General features: G+C 71.6%; 23 protein-coding genes. 9 read left to right on the top strand and 14 right to left on the bottom strand.

Annotated elements, in window-relative coordinates:
- The first annotated feature begins 52 nt into the window (after window positions 1–52).
- Complete coding sequence (locus ACZ7PG_RS31720; RefSeq protein ID WP_470242803.1) at window positions 53–1075, top strand: LLM class flavin-dependent oxidoreductase; 1023 nt, start codon at window positions 53–55, stop codon at window positions 1073–1075.
- Window positions 1076–1118: 43 nt separating this feature from the next.
- Here ACZ7PG_RS31720 and ACZ7PG_RS31715 read toward each other — a convergent pair whose 3' ends face one another.
- Entirely contained in the window at window positions 1119–1883 is a 765-nt protein-coding gene (locus tag ACZ7PG_RS31715) for a polysaccharide lyase family 7 protein (protein WP_470242802.1), read from the bottom strand.
- A 251-nt stretch (window positions 1884–2134) separates the two neighbouring features.
- On the opposite strand from ACZ7PG_RS31715, the gene ACZ7PG_RS31710 reads away from it, so the two are divergent.
- On the top strand, window positions 2135–2926 hold the full coding sequence (locus tag ACZ7PG_RS31710; protein ID WP_470242801.1) for a S1 family peptidase: 792 nt from the start codon (window positions 2135–2137) through the stop codon (window positions 2924–2926).
- A gap of 21 nt (window positions 2927–2947) precedes the next feature.
- On the opposite strand, the gene ACZ7PG_RS31705 is transcribed toward ACZ7PG_RS31710, so the two are convergent.
- Window positions 2948–4360 (bottom strand): alpha/beta hydrolase, encoded by a 1413-nt coding sequence (locus ACZ7PG_RS31705; protein WP_470242800.1) that lies wholly within the window; start codon window positions 4358–4360, stop codon window positions 2948–2950.
- Window positions 4361–4509: 149 nt separating this feature from the next.
- On the opposite strand from ACZ7PG_RS31705, the gene ACZ7PG_RS31700 reads away from it, so the two are divergent.
- A complete protein-coding gene (locus ACZ7PG_RS31700; RefSeq protein WP_470242799.1) occupies window positions 4510–6777 on the top strand; it encodes a glycoside hydrolase family 3 N-terminal domain-containing protein in 2268 nt (755 codons plus the stop codon).
- On the opposite strand, the gene ACZ7PG_RS31695 is transcribed toward ACZ7PG_RS31700, so the two are convergent.
- Window positions 6764–7381 (bottom strand): class I SAM-dependent methyltransferase, encoded by a 618-nt coding sequence (locus ACZ7PG_RS31695; RefSeq protein ID WP_470242798.1) that lies wholly within the window; start codon window positions 7379–7381, stop codon window positions 6764–6766. The two genes, ACZ7PG_RS31700 and ACZ7PG_RS31695, sit on opposite strands and share 14 nt — an antisense overlap.
- A gap of 37 nt (window positions 7382–7418) precedes the next feature.
- On the opposite strand from ACZ7PG_RS31695, the gene ACZ7PG_RS31690 reads away from it, so the two are divergent.
- Window positions 7419–7847: a MerR family DNA-binding transcriptional regulator gene (locus ACZ7PG_RS31690; protein WP_470242797.1), complete on the top strand. Its 429-nt coding sequence runs from the start codon at window positions 7419–7421 to the stop codon at window positions 7845–7847.
- 125 nt (window positions 7848–7972) lie between these two features.
- Here ACZ7PG_RS31690 and mftD read toward each other — a convergent pair whose 3' ends face one another.
- The 7 genes from mftD to mftA form a co-directional block, all read right to left on the bottom strand.
- Window positions 7973–9160 carry a pre-mycofactocin synthase MftD gene (gene mftD / locus ACZ7PG_RS31685; RefSeq protein ID WP_470242796.1) on the bottom strand — a complete coding sequence of 396 codons (1188 nt, stop codon included), beginning with the start codon at window positions 9158–9160 and terminating at the stop codon, window positions 7973–7975.
- Entirely contained in the window at window positions 9157–10569 is a 1413-nt protein-coding gene (gene mftF / locus ACZ7PG_RS31680) for a mycofactocin biosynthesis glycosyltransferase MftF (RefSeq protein ID WP_470242795.1), read from the bottom strand. The genes mftD and mftF overlap by 4 nt, the downstream gene beginning before the upstream one ends.
- A 277-nt stretch (window positions 10570–10846) precedes the next feature.
- Window positions 10847–11608, bottom strand: coding sequence for a mycofactocin-coupled SDR family oxidoreductase (locus tag ACZ7PG_RS31675; protein ID WP_470242794.1), 762 nt, complete (start codon window positions 11606–11608; stop codon window positions 10847–10849).
- The gene (gene mftE / locus ACZ7PG_RS31670) at window positions 11605–12276 is read right to left on the bottom strand and encodes a mycofactocin biosynthesis peptidyl-dipeptidase MftE (protein ID WP_470242793.1); all 672 of its coding nucleotides are present in this window, start codon (window positions 12274–12276) and stop codon (window positions 11605–11607) included. The genes ACZ7PG_RS31675 and mftE overlap by 4 nt, the downstream gene beginning before the upstream one ends.
- Before the next feature lie 2 nt (window positions 12277–12278).
- Complete coding sequence (gene mftC / locus ACZ7PG_RS31665; protein WP_470242792.1) at window positions 12279–13445, bottom strand: mycofactocin radical SAM maturase; 1167 nt, start codon at window positions 13443–13445, stop codon at window positions 12279–12281.
- Window positions 13445–13738, bottom strand: coding sequence for a mycofactocin biosynthesis chaperone MftB (mftB, locus tag ACZ7PG_RS31660; protein WP_470242791.1), 294 nt, complete (start codon window positions 13736–13738; stop codon window positions 13445–13447). The genes mftC and mftB overlap by 1 nt, the downstream gene beginning before the upstream one ends.
- Window positions 13728–13835 carry a mycofactocin precursor MftA gene (gene mftA / locus ACZ7PG_RS31655; RefSeq protein WP_470242790.1) on the bottom strand — a complete coding sequence of 36 codons (108 nt, stop codon included), beginning with the start codon at window positions 13833–13835 and terminating at the stop codon, window positions 13728–13730. Before mftA ends, mftB begins: the two co-directional genes overlap by 11 nt.
- 106 nt (window positions 13836–13941) lie before the next feature.
- Between mftA and mftR the strand changes: the two genes are divergently transcribed.
- Window positions 13942–14577 (top strand): mycofactocin system transcriptional regulator, encoded by a 636-nt coding sequence (gene mftR / locus ACZ7PG_RS31650; RefSeq protein ID WP_470242789.1) that lies wholly within the window; start codon window positions 13942–13944, stop codon window positions 14575–14577.
- 43 nt (window positions 14578–14620) lie between these two features.
- Here the strand turns inward: mftR and ACZ7PG_RS31645 are convergent, their stop codons facing one another.
- Window positions 14621–15058 (bottom strand): SRPBCC family protein, encoded by a 438-nt coding sequence (locus ACZ7PG_RS31645; protein ID WP_470242788.1) that lies wholly within the window; start codon window positions 15056–15058, stop codon window positions 14621–14623.
- A 58-nt stretch (window positions 15059–15116) separates the two neighbouring features.
- Here ACZ7PG_RS31645 and ACZ7PG_RS31640 point away from each other — a divergent pair, with 58 nt between their 5' ends.
- Window positions 15117–15725, top strand: a complete 609-nt coding sequence (locus tag ACZ7PG_RS31640) for a TetR/AcrR family transcriptional regulator (protein ID WP_470242787.1) — start codon at window positions 15117–15119, stop codon at window positions 15723–15725.
- A 12-nt stretch (window positions 15726–15737) separates the two neighbouring features.
- On the opposite strand, the gene ACZ7PG_RS31635 is transcribed toward ACZ7PG_RS31640, so the two are convergent.
- Complete coding sequence (locus ACZ7PG_RS31635; RefSeq protein ID WP_470242786.1) at window positions 15738–16427, bottom strand: DUF4190 domain-containing protein; 690 nt, start codon at window positions 16425–16427, stop codon at window positions 15738–15740.
- A 130-nt stretch (window positions 16428–16557) separates the two neighbouring features.
- Between ACZ7PG_RS31635 and ACZ7PG_RS31630 the strand changes: the two genes are divergently transcribed.
- From ACZ7PG_RS31630 to ACZ7PG_RS31620, 3 genes are all read left to right on the top strand, one after another.
- Window positions 16558–16878, top strand: coding sequence for a hypothetical protein (locus ACZ7PG_RS31630; protein WP_470242785.1), 321 nt, complete (start codon window positions 16558–16560; stop codon window positions 16876–16878).
- Between the two features lie 92 nt (window positions 16879–16970).
- Complete coding sequence (locus ACZ7PG_RS31625; protein WP_470242784.1) at window positions 16971–18599, top strand: GMC family oxidoreductase; 1629 nt, start codon at window positions 16971–16973, stop codon at window positions 18597–18599.
- The gene (locus ACZ7PG_RS31620; RefSeq protein WP_470242783.1) at window positions 18596–20170 is read left to right on the top strand and encodes a succinic semialdehyde dehydrogenase; all 1575 of its coding nucleotides are present in this window, start codon (window positions 18596–18598) and stop codon (window positions 20168–20170) included. Before ACZ7PG_RS31625 ends, ACZ7PG_RS31620 begins: the two co-directional genes overlap by 4 nt.
- Here the strand turns inward: ACZ7PG_RS31620 and ACZ7PG_RS31615 are convergent, their stop codons facing one another.
- A complete protein-coding gene (locus ACZ7PG_RS31615) occupies window positions 20171–20941 on the bottom strand; it encodes an isocitrate lyase/PEP mutase family protein (RefSeq protein ID WP_470242782.1) in 771 nt (256 codons plus the stop codon).
- Between the two features lie 35 nt (window positions 20942–20976).
- The gene (locus ACZ7PG_RS31610) at window positions 20977–22032 is read right to left on the bottom strand and encodes a phospholipase D-like domain-containing protein (protein WP_470243651.1); all 1056 of its coding nucleotides are present in this window, start codon (window positions 22030–22032) and stop codon (window positions 20977–20979) included.
- Window positions 22033–22055: the final 23 nt, after the last annotated feature.

Raw genomic sequence — 22055 nt, 5'->3', positions numbered from 1 at the left:
GCGGTCGGTCACACCCGGGAATCATTCCCGCCCGCCGGACGCTGGAAGGGGTGTGAAGAAGATTGGCTTCCTCTCGTTCGGCCACTGGTCGGCGAGCCCGCACTCCGAGACCCGGTCCGCCGCCGACTTCCTGCACCAGTCGATCGACCTGGCGGTCGCGGCCGAGGAGCTGGGCGTCGACGGCGCGTACTTCCGCGTGCACCACTTCGCGCGGCAGGCGGCGAGCCCGTTCCCGCTGCTCTCGGCGATCGGGGCGCGCACCTCGAAGATCGAGCTCGGCACCGGCGTGATCGACATGCGGTACGAGAACCCGCTGTACATGGTCGAGGACGCGGGGGCCGCGGACCTCATCTCGAACGGCCGGCTCCAGCTCGGCATCAGCCGGGGATCCCCCGAACAGGTGATCGAAGGCTGGCGCTACTTCGGGTACGGCCCGGCCGACGGCGAGACCGACGCGGACATGGCCCGGCAGCACACCGAGGTCTTCCTCAAGCTGCTCGACGGCGAGGGCTTCGCGCAGCCGAACCCGCGGCCGATGTTCTCGAACCCGCCGGGGCTGCTGCGGCTCGAGCCGCACTCCGAGGGCCTGCGGGACCGCATCTGGTGGGGCTCGGGCTCGAACGCGACGAGCGTCTGGGCCGCGAAGCTGGGGATGAACCTGCAGAGCTCCACGCTCAAGGACGACGAGACGGGCGAGCCGCTGCACGTCCAGCAGCGCAAGCAGATCGAGGCCTACCGGGAGGCGTGGACGGAGGCCGGCCACGAGCGCGAGCCGCGCGTGTCGGTCAGCCGCAGCATCTTCGCGCTGACCAACGACCAGGACCGCGCGTACTTCGGCGGCGACCGGAACTCCCGCGACCAGGTCGGCATGATCGACGAGAACACCCGCGCGATCTTCGGGCGTTCGTACGCCGCGGAGCCGGACGAGCTGGTGCGGGAGCTCAAGGAGGACGAGGCGGTCCAGGCGGCGGACACCCTGCTGCTGACGATCCCGAACCAGCTGGGCGTCGACTACAACGCGCACGTGCTGGAGAGCATCCTCACGCACGTGGCCCCGGAGCTCGGCTGGCGCTGACGCCCATCCGGCCTGGTGGTGGCGGCCACCGGGCCGGGAGCGGTCAGCCGTGCGAAACGGTCAGGCCGTAGAACGCGACCCGCGCTCCCTTGGTCGTGCTGTCCGACGACGACTGGTTGTACGAGCCCGCCTTGAAGTACTGCTTGTACGCCTTGAAGGACGACGGGATCGAGTAGTGGGTGACACTGCCGTTGACCGTCAGGTCGATGGTGGTGCCGCCCGAGATGCCGATCGTGTAGGTCCAGGTCTTGCCGACCGCCACGTGCCCGACGGTGTGCGACGTCTGGCCGCCGTCGGGGGAGTTCTCGGTGCCCAGGACGATGTCGCCGCTGGAGCGGTAGTACAGCTCCAGCAACGGCTTCGTCGACGAGCCGCCCGTGCCGAGGTGGACCTGGCCCACGCAGACGTTCGACGTCACCGAAACCACGCGCAAAGTCGCGTTCAGCTTGTGCGACCCGCTCAGCGACCAGTTCGCGGCCGAGCCGTCGCGGTTCATCTCACGCAGCTCTGAGCGCGCGTAGTTCGAGTTCGGGGTGGTGACGCCCTTTTCCGGCGCCCAGAAGGTCATCGCGCCGTCGCGGGTGTCGGTGTAGAAGTAGCTGTCCTGGAAGCCGTTCGCGCCCTTGAGCCGGGACGACGAGATGGTGGTCGGCGACCCGGGGGAGCCGACCGGCTCCTGTAGCTGCCAGATCCCCAGGTCGAAGTTGCCGCCCGGGGCGACCGACGGGTCGGCGGCCAGCGCGGGGAGGGCGGTGGCGGCGGCCAGTGCCGGGACCGCCAGCAGGACGAGCAGGGAACGCACGCGCATCGAGGTGTCCTTTCACGATGTAAATGGTCTGGACAACCCGGCGGCGTGGGAGAACGGTAAGTCTCTGTTGGCGTCATGTCAAGGATTGACCCGGGTGCTACCGCGTCCCGTGATTCTTCGCCACTCAAGTCAGACAAAAACCAACCATCGTCGTCAATGTGTCAGGAAGCGACTTTCGTAGCTAACCGTGACCACGGCCGGTCTGGTCTGCTCCCGGGTACCACCTTCCAGGTCCCCGAAGGGAGATGTTCATGCAGGTAGACGGACGTTCCGTGGTCCGGCGAGCCGCACTGGTCCTCGCCACGGCAGCAGCCTTCGCCGTCGTCGCCGCCCCCGGTGCGTCGGCCGGTGATCCGCGGATCGTGGGCGGCACGCCGACCACGATCGACGAGTTCCCGGCCACCGTGATCTTCAACGTCAACGGCGCGCAGCACTGCGCCGGCACCCTGGTCGCGAAGAACAAGGTGCTGACCGCCGCGCACTGCACCGACGGCGTCGAGGCGTCGCAGATGGAGATCATCGGCGGGCAGACGAAGTTCAGCGACACCTCCGGCACGAAGGCGGGCGTGAGCGACGTCTGGCAGAACCCGGACTTCGACATGAGCGGGATGCAGCACGACAACTCCGTGCTGACGCTCGACAAGGACCTGCCGTACGCGCCGGCCACGCTGGTGCAGTCGGCCGATGACGCCGCCTACCAGGCCGGCAAGGACGTCACGGTGGTCGGCTGGGGCACGACGTCGGAGGGCGGCGACGTCTCCGACACGCTGCTCAAGGTGTCGGTGCCGGTGGTCGACAACGCCACCTGCGCGGAGAAGTACAGCACCGGCGGGGCGAAGTACGACAAGGCGTCGATGTTCTGCGCGGGCGTGCCCGAAGGCGGCAAGGACTCCTGCCAGGGCGACTCCGGTGGCCCGGCCTACGTCGACGGCAAGCTCGCCGGCATCGTCTCGTGGGGCGAAGGCTGCGCCCGCAAGGACTTCCCGGGTGTGTACACCAACGTCGGCAACGACTACTCGGTGATCAGCTCGCACCTGGGCTGAGCCGGCCCGGGTGGCGGTGGATCAGGCGGGACAGCCGAAGTCGTGGTGGGGTGTCTTCAGCGTCAGCAGGTAGCCGTCCACCGCCGCCCGGGTGCACGGGGTGCGCCGGTAGGCCCCGTGCCCTGAACCTTCGTAGGTCAGCAGCGTGGTGTTCGCCGGCGCCTGGCGGTGGACGTCGGCCGCCCAGGCGTACGGCGTCGCCGGGTCGTAGCGGCTGCTGAGCAGCAGGATCCGCGGTGCTTTCGAGATGTTCAGCCGGTGCGGCGGGTTCGCGGGCGGGCCGGCGACGCCGAGGCACGCGGTCGCTTCGTCGTGGCCGATCGTGCTGCCGCGCATGATCGGCGACCGGCGCAGCTCCTCGGCGTGCAGCGCCGAATAACGCGCGAAGTCCGGCATGCGCAGGTCGAAGTCCTGGCAGACGACGGCCAGGCGGATCGACGGGTAGTTGGGCATGAACGCGGCCCGCACCGGCGGAGTGCCCGCCGCGGTCTCGGCGATCACCCGGGCCACGTCGTCCCAGTCCGGGACGCGCATGTCGTCGTACACCCGGTCGCGCAACCAGTTGTGCGGCAACGGCATCCCGTCGGCCGCGACCTGGGCCTGACGCCACGTCGCGAGGACGTCCCGGCCGTGCAGCGCGCACGTCGTGGTGGCGGCGCACCACGCGGTGAACTGCCCGAACAGCTCGTCCTCGGCGGCGGCCCGGTCGCCGACGAAGTGCGCGAGATCGGCGCTGTGGTCGATGACGCCGTCCAGCACCATCGCGCGGACGTGGTCGCCGTACCGCTCGGCGTACTGCTGGCCGAGCAGCGTGCCGTAGGAGGCGCCGTGGAAGCTGATCTCGTCCTCGCCCAGCGCGCGGCGGACCGCGTCCAGGTCGCGGGCGTTGGTGGCGGTGTCGGCGTGGTCGAAGACGGGCAGGTTCCGGGCTCGGCAGTCCGCGACCACCTGCCGGTCGAACGCGCGCAGCGCCTCGAACCGCGCCCGGTCGGCGGGCTCGTTGTCGGGCGCGCCGTCCGGGATGTCGCAATCGATGTACCCGCTGTGGCCGGTCCCGCGCAGGTCGAAGCCCACGACGTCGAACCGGGCCTCGACCTCCGCGCCGAAGTAGCCGGGGGACAGTGCGATCTCCGCGCCGGACGAGCCGGGACCGCCGGCGTCGGCCAGCAGGACACCGAGGTGGTGGGCGGAGTCGGTGGCGCGGTGCCGGGCCACCGCGAGGCCGATCGACGGCCCGTGCGGCCGGTCCCAGTCGAGCGGCACCCGGAGCGTGCCGCACTCGCCGTCGGGAACGCCGGGGTTGTCCGGGTCGTCGGGGCAGGTCGTCCAGGCGATCGGGGACGGCGACCACGTCGCGTCCGCGAGGGCAGGTGCCGCGCCAGTCAGGCCAGTCAGCAGGAAAGCGCTTGCCAGGACAGCTCCGAACGCCCGCACGGTGCCCCCTCCACGTGTCGGTCCGCATCCGACCGTAGGACTCCCGTGGCCGGACCACAAGCGTTCGCGGGAAGGAAAAACCAACCGTTCGGCGGGCGTCGATCGTGCTTATGCTGACGGCCCTCGTTCTCTCGCGAAAGGTCCCCGCCATGGAACAGCCCGAGAGTCAAGCAGGTGTTTCGCCGTCCGCCGACGGCGTCAACCGGCGCAGCCTGCTCGCCGGAGTCGGCGGTCTCCTCGCCGCCGGGGGAGTCGCCACGGCGCTCGCCCCGGCCGCCGCCGCGGACCCCGCCGCCCGGCCCGAACGGAACCCGCGGGTCGAGGACCTGCTCGGGAAGATGACCCTCGCCGAGAAGCTCGGGCAGCTCCAGCTGGTCGGCACCGAAGACCTCGCGCGGACGTCGCTGGCGACCGGACAGCTCGGTGGCGTGTTCTCCGTGGTGGGTGCCGCGAAGCTGAACGCGCTGCAGAAGATCGCCGTCGAGCGGACGCGGCTGCGGATCCCGCTGATCTTCGGCCTCGACGTCATCCACGGCTACACCACGAACTTCCCGATCCCGCTGGCCCAGGGGGCGAGCTTCGACCCCGGCGTGCCGTCCGCCGACGCGACGGTCTCGGCGAAGGAAGCCCGGCGCAGCGGCATCCACTGGACCTACGCGCCGATGATGGACGTCACGCACGAGCCGCGCTGGGGGCGCATCGCCGAGGGATCGGGCGAAGACCCTTACCTGGCCTCACAAATGGCCGTGGCGAAGGTCCGCGGCTACCAGGGCGGCGACTACTCGTCCCCGGACCGCCTCGCCGCCTGCGCCAAGCACTTCGTCGCCTACGGCGGCGCGGAAGGCGGCCGCGACTACAACACCGTCGACGTTTCGCTGCAGCGCCTGCACAACCTCTACCTGCCGCCGTTCAAGGCCGCCGTCGAGGCGGGCGTGGCGACCGTGATGGCCAGCTTCAACACCATCAGCGGCGTCCCCGCGCACGGCAACGGCTACGTCCTGCACGACGTCCTCAAGGGCGCGTACGGCTTCCGCGGGTTCGTCGTCAGCGACTACACCGGCGTCGAGGAGCTGATCCTGCACGGGCTGGCCGGCGATGGCGCGGACGCGGCGGCGGCCGCACTGCCAGCCGGCGTCGACATGGAGATGGTCAGCACCAACTACGTGAAGTTCGGCCAGCAGCTGCTGGCCCAGCGGCGGATCACCCGCGACCAGATCGACGACGCCGTCCGCCGGATCCTGCTGGTCAAGGTCAAGCTGGGCCTCTTCGAACGCCCCTACGTCGACGAAGTCGGCGAGACGAAGGCGCCGTCCCCGGCCGCGCTCGCCGCGTCCCGGCAGGCCGCCGGCCGGTGCATGGTGCTGCTCAAGAACGACGGGCCGGTGCTGCCGCTGGCCAAGTCGGTCGGCTCGGTGGCCGTGGTCGGCCCGCTGGGCACCGCGACCTACGACCTCAACGGCACCTGGTCGGGCCTGGGCACCGGCGCGGGCACGACTCCGCCGGTGACGGTGGTCGACGGGATCAAGGCCGCGGCGCCGGGGGCCGCGGTCACCTACACCGCGGGCTGCACGGTCGACGGGACCGACACCAGTGGGTTCGCCGCCGCGCAGCAGGCCGCCCGCGCGGCCGACGTCACCGTCGTCGTGGTCGGCGAGACGGCCGCGATGAGCGGTGAGGCGGCGGCGCGCAGCGACATCGACCTCCCCGGCGTGCAGCAGCAGCTCGTCGCGGCGATCAAGGAGACCGGGAAGCCGTTCGTGGTGGTGCTGGTCAACGGCCGGCCGCTGACGATCCCGTACCTGCACGACAACGCGCCCGCGATCCTCGAGGCGTGGGCGCCGGGCGTGCAGGGCGGGCACGCGGTCGCGGACGTCCTGTTCGGCACGGTCAACCCGGGCGGCAAGCTGCCGGTGAGCTTCCCGCGCGCGGTCGGCCAGGTCCCGATCTACTACAACCACGAGAACACCGGACGCCCGGCGGACCCGAACAACAAGTACACGTCGAAGTACCTCGACCTGGAGTCCGGCCCGCTCTACGAGTTCGGTTTCGGCTTGTCGTACACGACGTTCCGGGTCGACGGCCTGCGGCTTTCGGACACCCGGATGTCCGCCCGCGGCGGCCGGATCCAGGTGAGCGCCAAGGTGACGAACACGGGCGGCCGCGCGGGCGACGAGGTTGTCCAGCTGTACCTGCGGGATCCGGTCGCCACCATCGTGCAGCCCGTCCGGCGGCTGCGCGGCTTCCAGCGGGTCACCCTGGACGCGGGTGCGTCGAAGACGGTCTCGTTCACCCTGACCCCGGAGGACGTCGGCTTCTACGACAACGCCGCGAAGTTCCGCGTCGAGCCGGGAAAGATCGAGGTCTACGTCGGCACCAGCTCGGCGGCGACGCTCACCGCGAGCTTCACCGTGGGGTGACGCCGAGGACGCACGCGACCGGCGGGTCGAGGTCGAGGGTCTCGGTCCGGAGGTCGGTGAACCCCGCCTCAGTCAGCAGGTCACGGAGTTCGCCCGCGGCCCTGGTCGTGGTGTCCCGGTTCGCGCCGGGGCACCGCGGCTGGGACGCGAGCGCGATGCGGCCGCCGGGCTTGAGCAGACCCCGCAGCTCGCGCAGCCGTTGCGGGGGATCGGGCCAGAAGCCCGACGAGTTCACGGCGAGGACGGCGTCGAGCGGCTCGCCGAACGACGGCAGCCGGTCCACCGAAGCCTGGATCAGCTCGATCCGGTCCGCCGCGGCCCGGGTGCGCCGGCCCGCCCGCTCGACCATGACCGCGGAGTGGTCGACGCCGTAGACGCGGCCCCGGGTGGCGCGGGCGGCCAGCGCGCCGAGGGCGATCCCGGGGCCGAAACCGACTTCGAGCACCCGATCCGTCGGCTGGACGTCCAGCAGCTCGACGACCCAGATGTTGCGCTGCCGGTTGGAGCCGCGGTGGGCCATCACCCACCCGGCCACCCGCCCGCCGATACCGCGCGGGTGGTGGAACTGCTCGATCATGCGCCGCTGGAGACCTGTCTTCGTCATGCCGCGAGTCAACGGCTTCAAGTACGCTCGAAGTCAAATGTCCGAGGAGCTGCTGACGATCGGCGAGCTGGCCCACCGCACCGGCGTGGCCACCTCCGCGCTGCGGTACTGGGAAGAGCTGGGCCTCCTGCCTGCACCCGGACGCGTCGCGGGCCAGCGGCGATACGCGCCGTCGGTCGTCGAGCTGGTCGGCGAGATCCTGATCTTCCGCGACGTCGGGTTCACCCTGCGCGAACTGAAGACGCTCATCGACCTGCGCACGTCGGCCGCGGACGGCTGGCGCGAGCTGCACGAACGCAAGCTCGCCGAGCTCGACCGCCGCATCGCCCAGGCCCAGGCCGCCCGCACGGCGATCGCCCACGGCCTGGCCTGCCCGCGCGAGGACGTCCACGACTGCCCCACCTTCCGCCGGGGCGTCGCGGCCCGCCTGGCCGGAGCCTCCCTGGAAGAGGCCCACTCGCACTGACGAACCGGACGACACGCGTACCTGGCCGGACGACACGGCCGCACGGGCGCCCGCGTGTCGTGTCGTCCATCCAGGTACGCGAGTTCGCCGTCCAGGTACGCGTGTCGTCCGTCGGGGTGCGGCGGTCAGCGGAGGGTGGCCGGGGCGTCGGCGCCCAGCGCGCGGGTGAACGTCTCCGGGATCCGGATGTCGTCGCGGGTCAGGTCGTGGACGCTCCGGTGGCCGAGCGCCAGCAGCGTCGAGTCGATGCCGTTGCGCAGCACGTCGAGGACGTTCTCCACGCCGGCTTGGCCGTTCGCCGCCAGGCCCCACAGGTACGCGCGTCCGATGAGGACCGCCGTGGCACCGAGGGCGAGCGCCTTGACGACGTCGCTGCCACGCCGGATGCCGCCGTCGAGCAGGACTTCCACCTGGCCGCCGACGGCGTCGGCGATCGCGGGGAGCGCCCGGATCGTGGCCGGCGTGCCGTCGAGGTTGTTGCCGCCGTGGTTCGACACGGAGATCGCGCTGACGCCCGCGTCGACCGCGCGCCGGGCCTCGTCGACGCGGATGACGCCCTTGAGCAGGAACGGCCCGTCCCACTGCGAGCGCAACCAGGCCACGTCCTCCCACGACGGCGGCGCGGTCTGCATCCACTGGCCGTACGCGCCGAAGAACGTCGGGACCGGCGTGCCGGGCTCGGCCATGTTCGGCACGCTGAGGTCGGGCAGGCGGCCGGTGCGCGCGTAGTCCAGCAGCCAGCGCGGGCGGGAGAGGCCTTCGGGCGCGAAGCGCAGCAGCTCGCGGAAGGTGAGTTTCTCGGGGATGTGCGGGCTGCCCCAGTCGCGGCTGTGGGAGAACGACCAGTCGAGCGTGAGGATGAGCCCGGCGGCCCCGGCGCGGCGGGCGCGGTCGAGCCGGGCGAGGATGTCGTCGCGGCTGCCGGTCCAGTAGATCTGGAAGAACGTGTCCGGGTTGGCGGCGACGACGTCTTCGATCGGCTTGCTGGCGAAGGAGCTCAGGCCCAGCGCCGTGCCGCGCGCGGCGGCGGCCCGGGCGACGGCGACCTCGCCGTCCGGGTGCACCGCTTGGACGCCGGTGGGGGAGATCAGCACCGGCAGCGCGATCTCGCGGCCGAGCACGGTGGTGGCGAGCGTGCGGTGGCCGGACTGCCCGGCGGTGCGCGGCGCGAACGTCAGCTCGTCGAACGCGTCGAGGTTGTCCTTGAGCGTCAAGCCCTTCTCGGAGCCGGCGATCAGGGCCGAGTAGACGGACGGGGGCAGGCGCTTCTTCGCGCGCCGCTGGGCTTCGGCGATGGATTCGAACCAGGTCATCGGTTGTCCTTACGGTCGACGCGCAGGGGGCGCCAGGCGATCTCGGGCAGCACCGGCGTGGGGGTCCGGTGGGTCAGGCAGCCGGCCCAGACGCCGGCGCCGTAGGCGATGTCGTCGGCGAGGGCGCCGGCGGTGTAGCGGACGGGGTCCAGGGCGGGCCGGTCGGCGAGCCACCGGGTCAGCGGCGGGCCGAGCAGCAGCGACGCGACGGCGGCGCGCCGTCCCCACCCACGCCGGACGAGGAGCGCGACGAGGGCCGGGGCGGCGAACTGCGTCCCGTACCGGCCGGCACCGAGCCAGGTCTGGTGGACGGCGGTGCCCATCGCGCGGACGACGCCGTCGGTGGGGATGTCGTTGGATCGCAACGTTTTGAGCATGCTGAGGACGGCACCCCCGAAGCCGGCCGACGCGAGCAGCGGCCGTCGGGAGAGTAGTGCGGCGACGGTCAGGGCCGGCCACGGGTGCAGTACGAGCGGCGCGAGGTTCCCGGGGTGGCGCTTCGCGAGCGGAGCGGCGGAGGTCCCGTACCGCGCGCGGCGGCTGAGCAGCTCGCGCCAGGTCGCGGGTTCCTGGTGGTCGACGTGGACGTCCGGGTCGTACCGGACCCGCTGGCCGGCGGCGTGCAGCCGCCAGCCGAGATCGACGTCCTCGCCGACTCGTAGGTCCGGATCGAACCCACCGACTTGTGTCAGGGCGGTTCGGCGGACGACCAGCGCGGCGGTCGGGACGTAGGACATCCGGGTGCGCGGTGCGACCCGCGCGGGACGGTCGCCTAGGTCGAGACTGCCTGCTGCTTTTGTGTACCGGCCGGCTGTTGTGTCTTTTGTCTGTGCGCGGACCCGCGGTGCGACTGCGGCGAGCAGGGGGTCGGCGAAGTGGGCGGCGAGGCGGTCGGCCCAGTCGCCGGGGGCGACGCAGTCACTATCCACAAAGGCCACCAGCTCGGTGGAAACGTGGCTGAGCGCGGTGTTCCGCGCGGCCGCGGGCCCGAGGTTGACGTCGTGGCGGACGAGTTTCGCCCCGTGCGCGGCGGCGATGGCGGCGATCCCGGCTGCGTCTTCGGACCCGTCGTCGACGACGAGCAGAGGGTGCGTGCCCGCGAGTGACGTCAGGCAGCGGGCCAGCGGGCCGGGCCGGTCGAGTACCGGGACGACGATGGTGAGGTCGGGGGGTGCGGCCGGGGTGGGCGGGACGGGGTGGGCGAAGCCGGCGTCGGTGAGCCGGCGGGCGAGCTTGCCGGCGGCTTCGGAGGCGATCGGAACGTCGGCGAGTTCCCGCCAGGCTCGACGGCCGGCCGGGGTGAGGCGGAGTACGCGGGCGGGTGAGCCGCCGAACCAGAGGTCGTCGCGGAGGTGCTTGGTATCCGGGTCGAGGACGATCCGGAAGCCGGCGGGGAGGGGAGTGGTCATGGGGTCGGCCCTCCATCGAAACGCGCGGCGGCTCGCGGGGCCCGGGCGGCCGGTTCGGGTTCGGCCCGGAATTCGGCGGGGCCGGTAGCGTCGTGCGGGCGCTGGATGCCCGGTTCGGTTCGGAACCCAGCACGGTCGGCCGCGCCATGCGGGAGCGGGGTGCCTGGTTCGGCCCGGAATCCGGCGGGGCGGGCAGCGCCGACCGCGAGCCGGATGTCCGGTTCAACCCGGAAGCCGAGCAAACCAGCCGCGCCGATCGGCACCTCACCCAACGCGGTCACAGGGCCAGCCCTCCGTCCACCGGCACCACCGCGCCGGTCGTCGCGCCGCTCTCCGGGGCCGCGAGAAATGCCAAAACCCGGGCGATCTCCGCCGGCTCCAGCAACCGGCCCACCGGCTGCTGCGCCGCGAACTCCCTCGCCCCCGGCAGGCCGTACAGCCGGGCGCTCTCGGCGAGGATCGGCGTGTCCGTCGAACCAGGGCTGACCGCGTTGGCCGTTACCCCCGTGCCGCCCAGCTCGACACCCAGCGCTCGGATCAGCCCCGCCACCCCCGCCTTCGCCGCGCAGTACGCCGCGAGCATCGGCAATCCGCTCGTCGCCGCCGCGGAAGCGACTGCCAGGAACCGTCCCGATCTCGGCTCCGGACGCCGCAACAACGCCGGGATCGCCGCCCGGGCCAGGTTGACCACCCCGCGCAAGTTCACGTCGAACACCGCGTCCTCCTGCTCCGGTGGCACCTCCCACAACGGCACGCCGCCGGCGATCACTCCCGCGGCCGCGATCGCGACGTCGAGGCCGCCCCAGCGGTCTTCCACCGAGGCCACCGCCGCGGCCAGCGCCGAGGGATCCCGGACGTCGGCGACGAACGTCTCCGACGAGACCTCGGCCAGTTCTGCCGACGACCCCAGCGCGTACGGCAACGCGGGGTCGTCGGCGGCGATGTCGACCGCCAGCACCGCGTACCCCTCGCGCGTCAGGTGCCGGACCGTCGCGGCTCCGATCCCGCGGGCCGCTCCCGTGACGAGCGCGGTCCTCATCGCCAACCGTCCACTTGGGACACCAGCTCATCAGTCATCTCGTCCAGTAAAGTGAGGCCTTCCGCGGCCGTCGCGGTGGTCGGGTCGCCGAGCACGCCGATCCGGCTCACCGCGCGCACCCCGCCCTCCAGCAGCAGCGGCAGCACCTCGCTCAGGGGACGGCAATCGCCCGCGGTCGCCTGGTCCATGCGCACTACCGCCGGCCGTAAAGCCAACTGCAGCGCCGTTTCCGGGCGTCCGGCGTGCGGGTCGCCGTCCCAGTGGGGCTGGAACACCTCGACGTCACGGGACTCCGCCCGCAGCCGCGCGACGGCACGCGCGACCGGTGCCGCGTTGCCGCCGTGCGCGGAGACGAACAGCAGCCGCGTGAATGTCTCCGCCGCGGACCGGCCCAGCTCCAGCAGGAGCAGCTCCGTCGCGGCCTGGCCGATCGACAGCGTCCCGGCGAACCCCGCGTGCTCGCCGCTGGAGCCGAACGCCACCGCCGGCGCCACCAGGACGTCCCGGACGGCGGCGAGCCGGTCGCACAGCGCGAGCGCGATGTCGGTGTCGGTCGAGAGCGGCAGGTGCGGGCCGTGCTGCTCGGTCGCGCCGACCGGCACGGCCAGGATCGCGCCGGACGTCGCCCGCGAAGCGACGTCCGGCCAGGGCAGGTCCGCGAGCCGCACGGTCAGTTCCTGAATCCCGCGAGGGGGTTCTCGTCGCAGGCGCGCTCCGGCGGGCGGCGCATCCCGATGGTGACCGGGACCGGCTCGCGCTTCCGGTGGGAGTGGTCGAGCGACGGCTTCGGGACGCTCGTGACGCCCGCAAGAGCCAGCTCGCCGTGCCCGCGCACACATTCCGGGTCGGGCCCGTCGAGCGGGAGGCCGGTGAAGAACTTCGCCGCCATGCACCCGCCGCGGCACGCGTCGAACGCCGAGCACGACTCGCACGCGCCCCCGCTCTGCGGCGAACGCAACGACGTGAACAGCTCGGACTCCCGCCACACGGGGGTGAAGCCGACGTCCCGGACGTTGCCGGCGAGGAAGGTCTCGTGGATGGCGAACGGGCACGCGTAGACGTCGCCGACCGGGTCGACCAGGCACACGACGCGCCCGGCGCCGCACAGGTTCAACCCCGGCAGGTCGCCCTCGCCGTAGCCGGCGAGGTGGAAGAACGAGTCGCCGGTCAGGACGTTCTCGCCGTGGGCCACCAGCCAGTCGTACAGCGAACGCTGCTGGGCTGCGGTCGGGTGCAGCTCGTCCCAGGTGTCGGCGCCGCGGCCGGACGGGCGCAGCCGCGTGATCCGCAGCTGGGCGCGGTAGCGGTCGGCGATGGCCTTGAACGCGTCGAGCTGGCCGACGTTGTGGCGCGTCATCACCACGGAGATCTTGAAGTTCTCGAATCCCGCGTCGGCCAGGTTCCGCATCGCGCGGATCGCCGTGTCGTACGAACCGGGGCCGCGGACGTGGTCGTTGACCTCGGCGGTGGCGCCGTCCAGCGAAATCTGGACGTCGACGTAGTCGCTCGCCGCGAGACGCCGGGCGACCTCGGGTGTGATCTTGACGCCGTTGGTGGAGAACTTGACGCCGACGTGGTGCTCGGTGGCGTAGTCGACGAGCTCCCAGAAGTCCGGGCGCACCGTCGGTTCGCCGCCGCCGATGTTGACGTAGAAGACCTGCATGCGCTCGAACTCGTCGATCAGCGCCTTGCACTCCGCGGTGCTCAGCTCGCGCGGGTCGCGCCGTCCCGAGGAGGAAAGGCAGTGCACACAGGAAAGGTTGCAGGCGTAGGTCAGTTCCCAGGTGAGGCAGATGGGCGCGTCGAGCCCGTACTGGAATTCGTCCACAAGGGACATCAGAGACTCCTCGGCTGGATCATGTGCGAGGCGGCGAGGGCGGCGAGCGCCGCGCGGTACCTCGGCAGCTCCCCGGCTCCGACGCCGGCTTCGGCGCAGGCCGCGCGCGCGTCCGGGTGCCGGGCGAGGCCGCGGACGACGTCCAGGAGCGTCGGGTTCTTCAGGAAGGAAAGCCGGCGGGTGCCGAAGTGGTACAGCAGGGCGCCGAACCGCTCGGGCCGGATCGAGACCCGGTCGTCCAGGCGCCACGCGCCGTCCAGGTCGAAACCCGCCGGCGAGACCTCAGTAGACACCGCACATGCCGTCGATGGAGACCTCTTCGACCAGGAGCTCCTCGGTGAGGGCCTCGTCGGTCGCGGCGGGTTCGGTGGTGGGGGCGTTCTCGGTCATCCTGACTCCTTCGGCAGTGATGATTTTCGGCACTGAGTGTCGAATAGACGGGAGAGTAGTGTCACCCCGTGTCAATAATCAAGGCCCTCGACGAAACGGCACCCGGATGACCGATGAGATGCTCGCCCGGCCCGCGAACCGGCGGGGCCGCCCGCCGGGCACCAGCGCCCGGGAGCTCGAGGTCGCCGCGCTGCGGCTGTTCAGCGAACAGGGCTTCCACGAGACGACCGTCGACCAGATCGCCACCGCGGCCGGCGTCAGCAGGCGGACGTTCTTTCGGTACTACGACGCCAAAGCCGACGTCCTCTGGAACGAGTTCGACACCGAGGTCGCGACGATCCGGTCCCTGCTCGCCGAGTCGCCGGCGGACCTGCCGGTGTTCGACGCGGTCCGCCGCGCCGTGCTCGAGGCCAACCACTACCGCGCGGACGACGTGCCGGAGCTGCGCCGGCGCATGACGCTGCTGAGCACGGTCCCGGACCTGGCCGCGAGCGCGGCGGTCCACTACGACGCGTGGGAGCGCGCGGTGAGCGCGTTCGTGGCCCGCCGGTCCGGGCAGCCGGAGGATTCGCTCTACCCGCTGGTGGTGGGGCGCGCGGTGCTGGCGGCCTGCCGCGCGGCGTACGACCGGTGGTCCGCCCGCGCCGACGCGGATCTGACGGTGTACCTGGACGCGGCGCTGCGGGCTCTCGCGGCCGGGCTCACCGACGACGTGCTGGGGATGGAGCCGGACCCGGTGTAGGAGTGAGGGTCCGGTCCGTCGGCGGGGGAATGTCCGGTGGCCGTTACCAGTCGCGTTCGGCGAGGACGTCGGGCAGGCCCTCGGTGAGCATCCGGCGCCGGACCCGGTGCAGCAGCCGGGACATGAAGAACCCGCCGGCGCCGCGGAACCCCGTGTGGCGGTAGGTGAGGCGGGTGCCGGTCGCCGTGTCGTCGAGGTGGTACGTCACGGTGCTGGGCGCGTCGGCTTCCTGGTTGCGCCAGCTGAAGCTCAGGAGCTCGGGCGCGTCGGCGGCGAGGATTTCGCAGCGGACGATGCCGTCCCAGCCCGGGACCGGCCGGCCGACGAACCGGAACTTCGTGCCGACTTCGGGTGCGAAGCCTTCGGGTCGGCCGCCGCGGCCGGTCGACGTCCACCGCGGCACCAGCGCCGGGTCGGTGAGGGCGCGCCAGACCCGGGTGCGGGGCTGCGGGTACTCGCGGACGATCTCGAACTCGCTCATCCAGTCACTCCATTCGCTACAGTCACTGTAAACAGTACTCCTGCTGTACGATGTGCTGGTGCTGAAACCCGAGACGCTGCGGGAGCGGCGGAAGCGCGAACTGCGGCAGCAGCTGTCGGACACGGCGACGGTGATGTTCCTGGAGCGCGGGTTCGACGCGGTCCGCGTCGCCGACGTCGCGCGCGCGTGCGGGGTGACGGAAAAGACGGTCTTCAACCACTTCGGCAGCAAGGAAGCGCTGCTCGCCGACCGCTGGGACACCCAGGTGGACGCGCTGCGCGCACGGCTCGCCGAGAGCCCGCCCCTGGACGCGGCGCTGGAGGTGCTCGGCGCGGAGCTGGACTTCCTCGTCGCGTCGGCGCGGCGGCACAGCTGGGCGGAGGTCCGCCGGTTCGGCGAGCTGATCCGGACGACGCCGGCGCTGGTGGCCCACCACCGCGCGGCCCGCGACCGGCTGACGGAGGCCGCGGTCGAGGCGCTGGCCACCCGAGCGGGCACGACCCCCGACGACCCGGTCGTCCGCATCACGGCGGCGGCGGTCACGGGGTTGTGGAACGTGTACGCGCTCAGCCTCCAGCGTCACCAGCCGAGCGGCGCGACCCGGGCGGCCAGGGAGGTCCGCGCCGATCTTGCCCGGGCGGCCGACGCGCTGCGGCGAGGACTCTGACCGCTCGCCGGGTCAGTGGGGGAGCGGTGCGGTCAGCTGCTTGTCCGCCGTGACCTGGAAGGTGCACACCGCGGCGGACTTCCCGGCCAGCCAAGCTTTGCTGTCCGGGTAGAAGACACCCACCGAGGCTTCGACCGGCGGAACGTAACCCGCCCCGAAGACCGCCGTCCGCTGGGTGTCGCAGCCGGCTTTCGCCTGGGCCTCCAGGGTGTCCTCGCCCGGGTACTCGCCCTCGAAATAGCCCTTCAACGGCACCGTCGCGAACGCCTCGCCGTCGTGCGGCACCGTGCACGCCACCTTCGTCGCGTCGAGGCTGTACGCCGGCGGCGCCGTGTAGCACTCGCCGGGCTTCAGGCCGACGATCGTCGGGGTCGTTCCCAGCAGCTCGGCGCGGTTCACCAGGACGATCACGCCGATCGTCAGCGCACCGACCCATACCAGGCTGATCACGATCCCGGCGATCGCCATCCCGCGGCCGGTCTGGTTCGTCCGGCCGATCTGCACCAGCGCGATGATGCCGAAGATCAGGCCGAGCACCAGCGAGAACCCGCAGACGCCGAGGATCCCCAGGATCAGCGACGCGACCGCGAACGTGTTGCGCCCCCGCGGGCCGGGTGGGGCCGGGGCCACCTGCATCCACTGCGGCGGGTTCGGCGGGTGCTGGGAAGGCGGGTACTGGGAAGACGGGTACTGCGAAGACATGGATCCCCCTCGAACGGACGCCGCCGGATGGACGCCCGGACTGAGCATAGTGGCGGATCGTGACGCGATGTCACACTTGGCCGCTTGTCGCTCGATGGGGTGACTGCCTACAGTTTCGCGAGGAGGCAGCATGCGCGCGAGACGGCGGTCGATCCGGTTCAGCGGCACGGAAGTCACCATCAGCGCGGCCCTCAAGGACGGCTTCTTCGGCGACGACCGCAAGCACACCTTCAGCGTCACGAAGATCAAGAGCATCAGCAACTCCGAGCCCGGCTTCTCCCGCCCCGGCCGGCTGACGTTCTCCGTCGAAGGCGCGTCCACCGAAGTCGTGAAGAACCCCGCGAGCGGGGGCGACCAGGTCGACATGAACACGTTCTGTTACGGCAGCCTGGACACCCGGCGGGTGCGCAAGCTGGTCGCGGAGATCAAGAAGGCCATGGGCGGTACCTAGGCGTACCCGTTGCGCTCCGAGGCGGCGAAGCTATACCGTGAGCAAACTAGAACAGGTTACAGTTTGTGGCGGAGCCGGACCGAGGAGCGGACATGGCGAAGAAGGCGCCGCGCGGCGACGAAGCCGACTACGTCGTCGTCGGGTCGGGGAGCTCGGGGGCGGCGATCGCGGGGCGGCTGGCGCAGTCCGGGGCCAGCGTGATCGTCCTCGAAGCCGGGAAGAGCGACGAGCACCTGCTGATCAAGAAGCCCGGGCTGGTGGGCCCGATGCACGCGGTGCCCCAGCTCAAGAAGCCCTACGACTGGGGCTACTGGGGCGTGCCGCAGAAACACGTTCTCGATCGCCGGATGCCGGTGCCGCGCGGTAAGGTCGTCGGCGGCTCCAGCTCCATCAACGGCATGGTCTACGTCCGCGGCAACCGCGCCAACTTCGACTCCTGGGCCGCCGAGGGCAACACCGGCTGGGACGCCGACAGCGTCAACGCCGCCTACAAGCGCATGGAGGACTTCGAGGACGGCGAGAACGCTTTCCGCGGCGCCGGCGGCCCGATCCGGGTCACCCGCAACAAGATCCCCCAAGAGGGCTCGCTGCAGTTCATCGACGCCACGTCCGACGCCCTCGGCTGCAAGATCCTCGACGACTACAACGCCGAATCCCAAGAGGGCGTCAGCCGGATGCAGCAGAACGCTGCCGACGGCCTCCGCTACAGCGCCTCGCGCGGCTACCTCCACCACCTCGCCCCGCCGACGCTCCAGCTCCAGACCGGGGTGCTGGCGAAGAAGGTCGTCTTCGAGAACGGCCGCGCCGTCGGCGTCGAGGTCGTCGACGGTGGCGGGGAACGCGTCGTCCGCGCCGGCAAGGAGGTCATCCTCTCCGCCGGGTTCGCCGGCTCCGCGCAGCTGCTCATGCTGTCCGGGATCGGCCGCGCCGAGCACCTCAAGGAACACGGCATCGACGTGCTCGCCGACCTGCCGGTCGGGGACAACATGCACGACCACATGTTCCACGCGCTGACGTTCCACGTGTCCTCCAGCAAGAACAAGGGCTCGGCGCCGTACTTCGCCCGCGGCCTGGCCCGCGAGCTGCTGCGGCCCGGCACCACGTTCCTCGCGAACTCCGTCTTCGAGGCGGTCGCGTTCCTGCGCACCTCGCAGGCCGGCGCGGTCCCGGACCTCCAGCTGCACCTCCTGCCATGGGCGTACGTGTCGCCCAACCAGGACGCGCCGATCCGCCACGACGTCGACACGCGGCCCGCCCTCACCGTGCTGACGACGCTCATCTACCCGAAGAGCCGCGGCACGCTCCGGCTCGCCTCGGCCGATCCCACGGCCGCGCCGCTCATCGACTTCCAGTACCTCTCCGACCCGGCCGACCTGGAAGTGCTCGGCGAGGGCTCGGAGATGGCGCGCGAGATCTTCGCGTCGAAGGCGTTCAAAGGCGCGGTCAAGGAGGAGATCCACCCGGGCGCGAACCTGCGCGGCCAGGCGCTGCGCGACGCGATCCTGAACCGCGCGACGTCGGTCTACCACGGCGTCGGCACCTGCCGGATGGGCGTCGACGAGCTCGCCGTCGTCGGCCCGGACCTCAAGGTGCGCGGTGTCGAGGGCCTGCGGGTCTGCGACGCCTCGATCATGCCGTCGATCACCGGCGGCAACACGAACGCGCCCGCCATCATGATCGGCGAAGTGGGCGCTCAGCTCGTCTTGGGGAGTGGATCGTGACGGTGACCCCGCTCGAGCTCGGCCGTCCGGCGTCGGTGACCGACGCGTTCCTGCGGCAGCTGGTCGCCCGCGTGCCCGGATCGTCGGGCGAGACCTGGAAGCTCACCGAGGTCTACACCGGCGAGGTGCTCGTCGAGCTGCCGCAGTCGACGCCGGCCGACATCGAGCGGGCGTTCGCCGTGGCCCGCGAGGCGCAACGCGGGTGGGCGGCGACGCCGCTCAAGCAGCGGCTGGCGGTGTTCAAGCGGGCGCACGCGCTGTTCGTCGATCGCGCGCGGGCCGTCGCCGACCTCATCCAGGTCGAGAGCGGCAAGAACCGGCGGATGGCGATCGAGGAGACCTGCGATCCCGCCATGGTGATGAGCCACTACCTGCGGCGGGCGGCCAAGCTGCTGGCGCCGACCAAGCGCGGCGGCCCGGTGCCGATGCTGACGTCGTCGACCGAGGTCCGGCAGCCCAAGGGGGTCGTCGGCATCATCGCGCCGTGGAACTTCCCGTTCGCCACCGGCATTTCCGACGCGATCCCGGCGCTGATGGCCGGCAACGCGGTGGTCCTGAAGCCGGACAACAAGACGGCGCTTTCGCCGCTCTACGGCATCGCGATGCTGGAGGAGGCCGGCCTGCCGGAGGGCCTGTTCCAGGTCGTCTGCGGTGAGGGTCCGGACGTCGGCCCGACCCTCATCGACCAGGCCGACTACGTGATGTTCACCGGCTCCACGGCCACCGGGCGGGTGATCGGCGAGCGGGCCGGGCGCAACCTCATCGGCTGCTGCCTGGAGCTCGGCGGCAAGAACCCGATGATCGTCCTCGACGACGCCGACATCGCCGAAGCCGTGCGGGGTGCCATCTTCGGCGCGTTCGGCAACACCGGCCAGATCTGCATGCACATCGAGCGGATCTACCTGCCGGAGTCCCGCTACGACGAGTTCAAGGACGCGTTCGTGGCGGCGACCGAAGCGCTGGACGTCCGGGCGGCCTACGACTTCGGGCCCGACATGGGCTCGCTCGTCTCGCCCGACCACATGCGCCGCGTCAAGGAGCACGTCGACGACGCCGTCGCGAAGGGCGCGACCGTGCTCTGCGGCGGCAAGCCGCGTCCCGACCTCGGGCCGGCGTTCTTCGAGCCGACGATCCTCGAAGGCGTCACGAAGGACATGGTCTGCGGTGTCACCGAAACCTTCGGGCCGGTGATCGCGCTGCACCGGTACCGCACGGTCGACGAGGCCGTCGAGCTGGCCAACGACACCGACTACGGCCTCAACGCCTCCGTCTGGAGCCGTGACATCGACGCCGCGCGGGCGGTCGGCGCGCGCCTGGAGTCCGGCAACGTCAACATCAACGACATCCTCGCGACCGCCTTCGCCGCGAAGGGGACGCCGTCCGGAGGCGTGAAGAGCTCCGGGGTCGGCGCCCGCCACGGCGACCAGGGCCTGCTCAAGTACACCGACGGGCAGAACCTGGCCGTGCTGAAGAAGCAGGTGATGGGCCCGCGGCCCGGACAGGGCTACGAGAAGTACGTCGAAAGCATGCTGTCCGGGCTCAAACTCATGCGCCGCCTGCGGATCCGCTGATCAGTTGAGCTTGCGGGTGTCGGCGGGCAGGCCGCCGCCGGCGTAGACGTCTTCGGCGAGCTTGGCCAGCGCGGTCAGGGCGACGTTCTGGCTCCACGGGCCGTACGAGACGCGGGAGACGCCGAGCTCCTGCGCGCGCTTGAGGGGGATCGAGCCGGGGATGCCGATGAGGTTGACCTTGCGCTCGCCGAGCTCTTCGACCAGCCGCGCAACCTGGGCCTCGTCGAGCTTGCCGGGCACGAAGAAGTTGGACGCGCCCGCGTCGAGGTAGGCGCGGCCGCGGGTGATCGCCTCGGTGAGCGCGGTCTCGGGGTCGGTCTTGATGAAGGCGTCGGTGCGGGCGTTGAGCACGAAGTCGACGCCGGCCTTCTGCGCGGCCTCGACGGCGGCTTCGACCGCCTTGACGGCTTCACCGAGGGGCTTCATCTGGTCTTCGAGGTTGGCGCCGACGGCTCCGGCTTCGATCGCCCGGGCGATGGTGCCGCCGGGGTCGCCGTAGCCGGCTTCGAGGTCGGCGGTGACGGGCAGATCGCCCGCCGTCCGCACGATCAGCGCGACCTCGGCGATCATCTCGTCGCGCGGGATCTTCTCGCCGTCCGGGTAACCGCGCGAGGCGGCGATGCCGTGGCTGGGGGTGGCGAGGGCCTGCGTGCCGGGCGTCTCGGCGACGACCTTGGCGGTGATGGCGTCCCAGACGTTGACGACGAGCAGCAGCTCGGGCGCGGCGTGCAGCTCCTGCAACCGGGTGGCCTTTTCGGCGGTGGAGGTCATGCCGCCCAATCTAGGGCGCACGGGCGGTCTTCGCTTCAGCCGTCGACGAGGAGTCCACGCAGTGGTCCCTGCAGCCGGCCCGATCGCCGGGAGACACCGGGGAGCAGCACGAGCCGGTGGGTGCGGGGTTCGCCCCGGTTCTCCCGCTCCAGCTGCTCCTCGGCCAGGGGCCGCCAGAGCCGGTCGACGACGTCGGCCGGGTCGCCGTCCACCTCGGTCACGTCCCGGCCGAGGTGCTCGGCCCACAGGCGCAGCCGCGTCGTGCGGGCCAGCCGGGCGTCGTCGGTCGCGATGTTGACCTCGGTGTCGTTGAACAGCGAGTGCTCGTTGAGGTTCGCCGACCCGACGGTCAGCCACTCGTCGTCGACGATGCCGAGCTTCGCGTGGACGTAGACGGGGGAGGAGGCGTCCCCGTCATGCGCGCTGATCGTCGTCGCGAGCAGGCGGCCGTGGCCGTCGTCGGCGTCGAGGAGCCGGCCCAGCTGGCCGCGGGTGGTGTCGGCGCCGTTGCTCGGCTTGCGGGGGAGCAGCAGGACCATGCGGAAGCGGTCGTCGGGCGGGTCGCGCAGCTTGTCGAGGAGCACCTCGGCGATCTCGGGCGACCAGAGGAACTGGTTCTCCAGGTAGACCAGCCGGCGCGCGGACCGCAGGGCGCGCAGGTAGCCGTCGAGGATCGTGAACTCGCCCTTCGGGGCGAAGTCGTAGGTCGAGTTCGGGATCGTGCGCAGCAGCTGGACGCGGGTGCCGCCCGCGGCGGTTTCGGCGAGCAGTTCCCGCAGGGTGGGGGAGCCGGGCTCGCGGGTCAGCCGGAAGTCGGCGCTGGCGTGCCAGTTGGCGAGGTGCACGTGGGACTTCGCGCCCCGGATGGCCTTCTCGATCGCCGGGAGGACCTCCTCGCCGTCGATCAGCACCTCGACGCGGGTGCCGTCACGGACGGCCGCCCGGCCGCCGAACCGGTCGCCGCCCGGCTCGAGCACGTCACCCCACCCCAGCGCGCGCAGCCGCCGCCGGTGGTGGGCGCACAGGACGTGCTCGAGCCCGTCGCCGAGCCGTTCGTCCACCTTGTCCAGGAAAGAGTTCACCCGTCCTATGTGACTACAGATCGGCCCGGTCC

The sequence above is a fragment of the Amycolatopsis sp. NPDC114504 genome (genome assembly GCF_055633595.1).
This window is presented reverse-complemented; position numbering and strand designations above follow the sequence as displayed.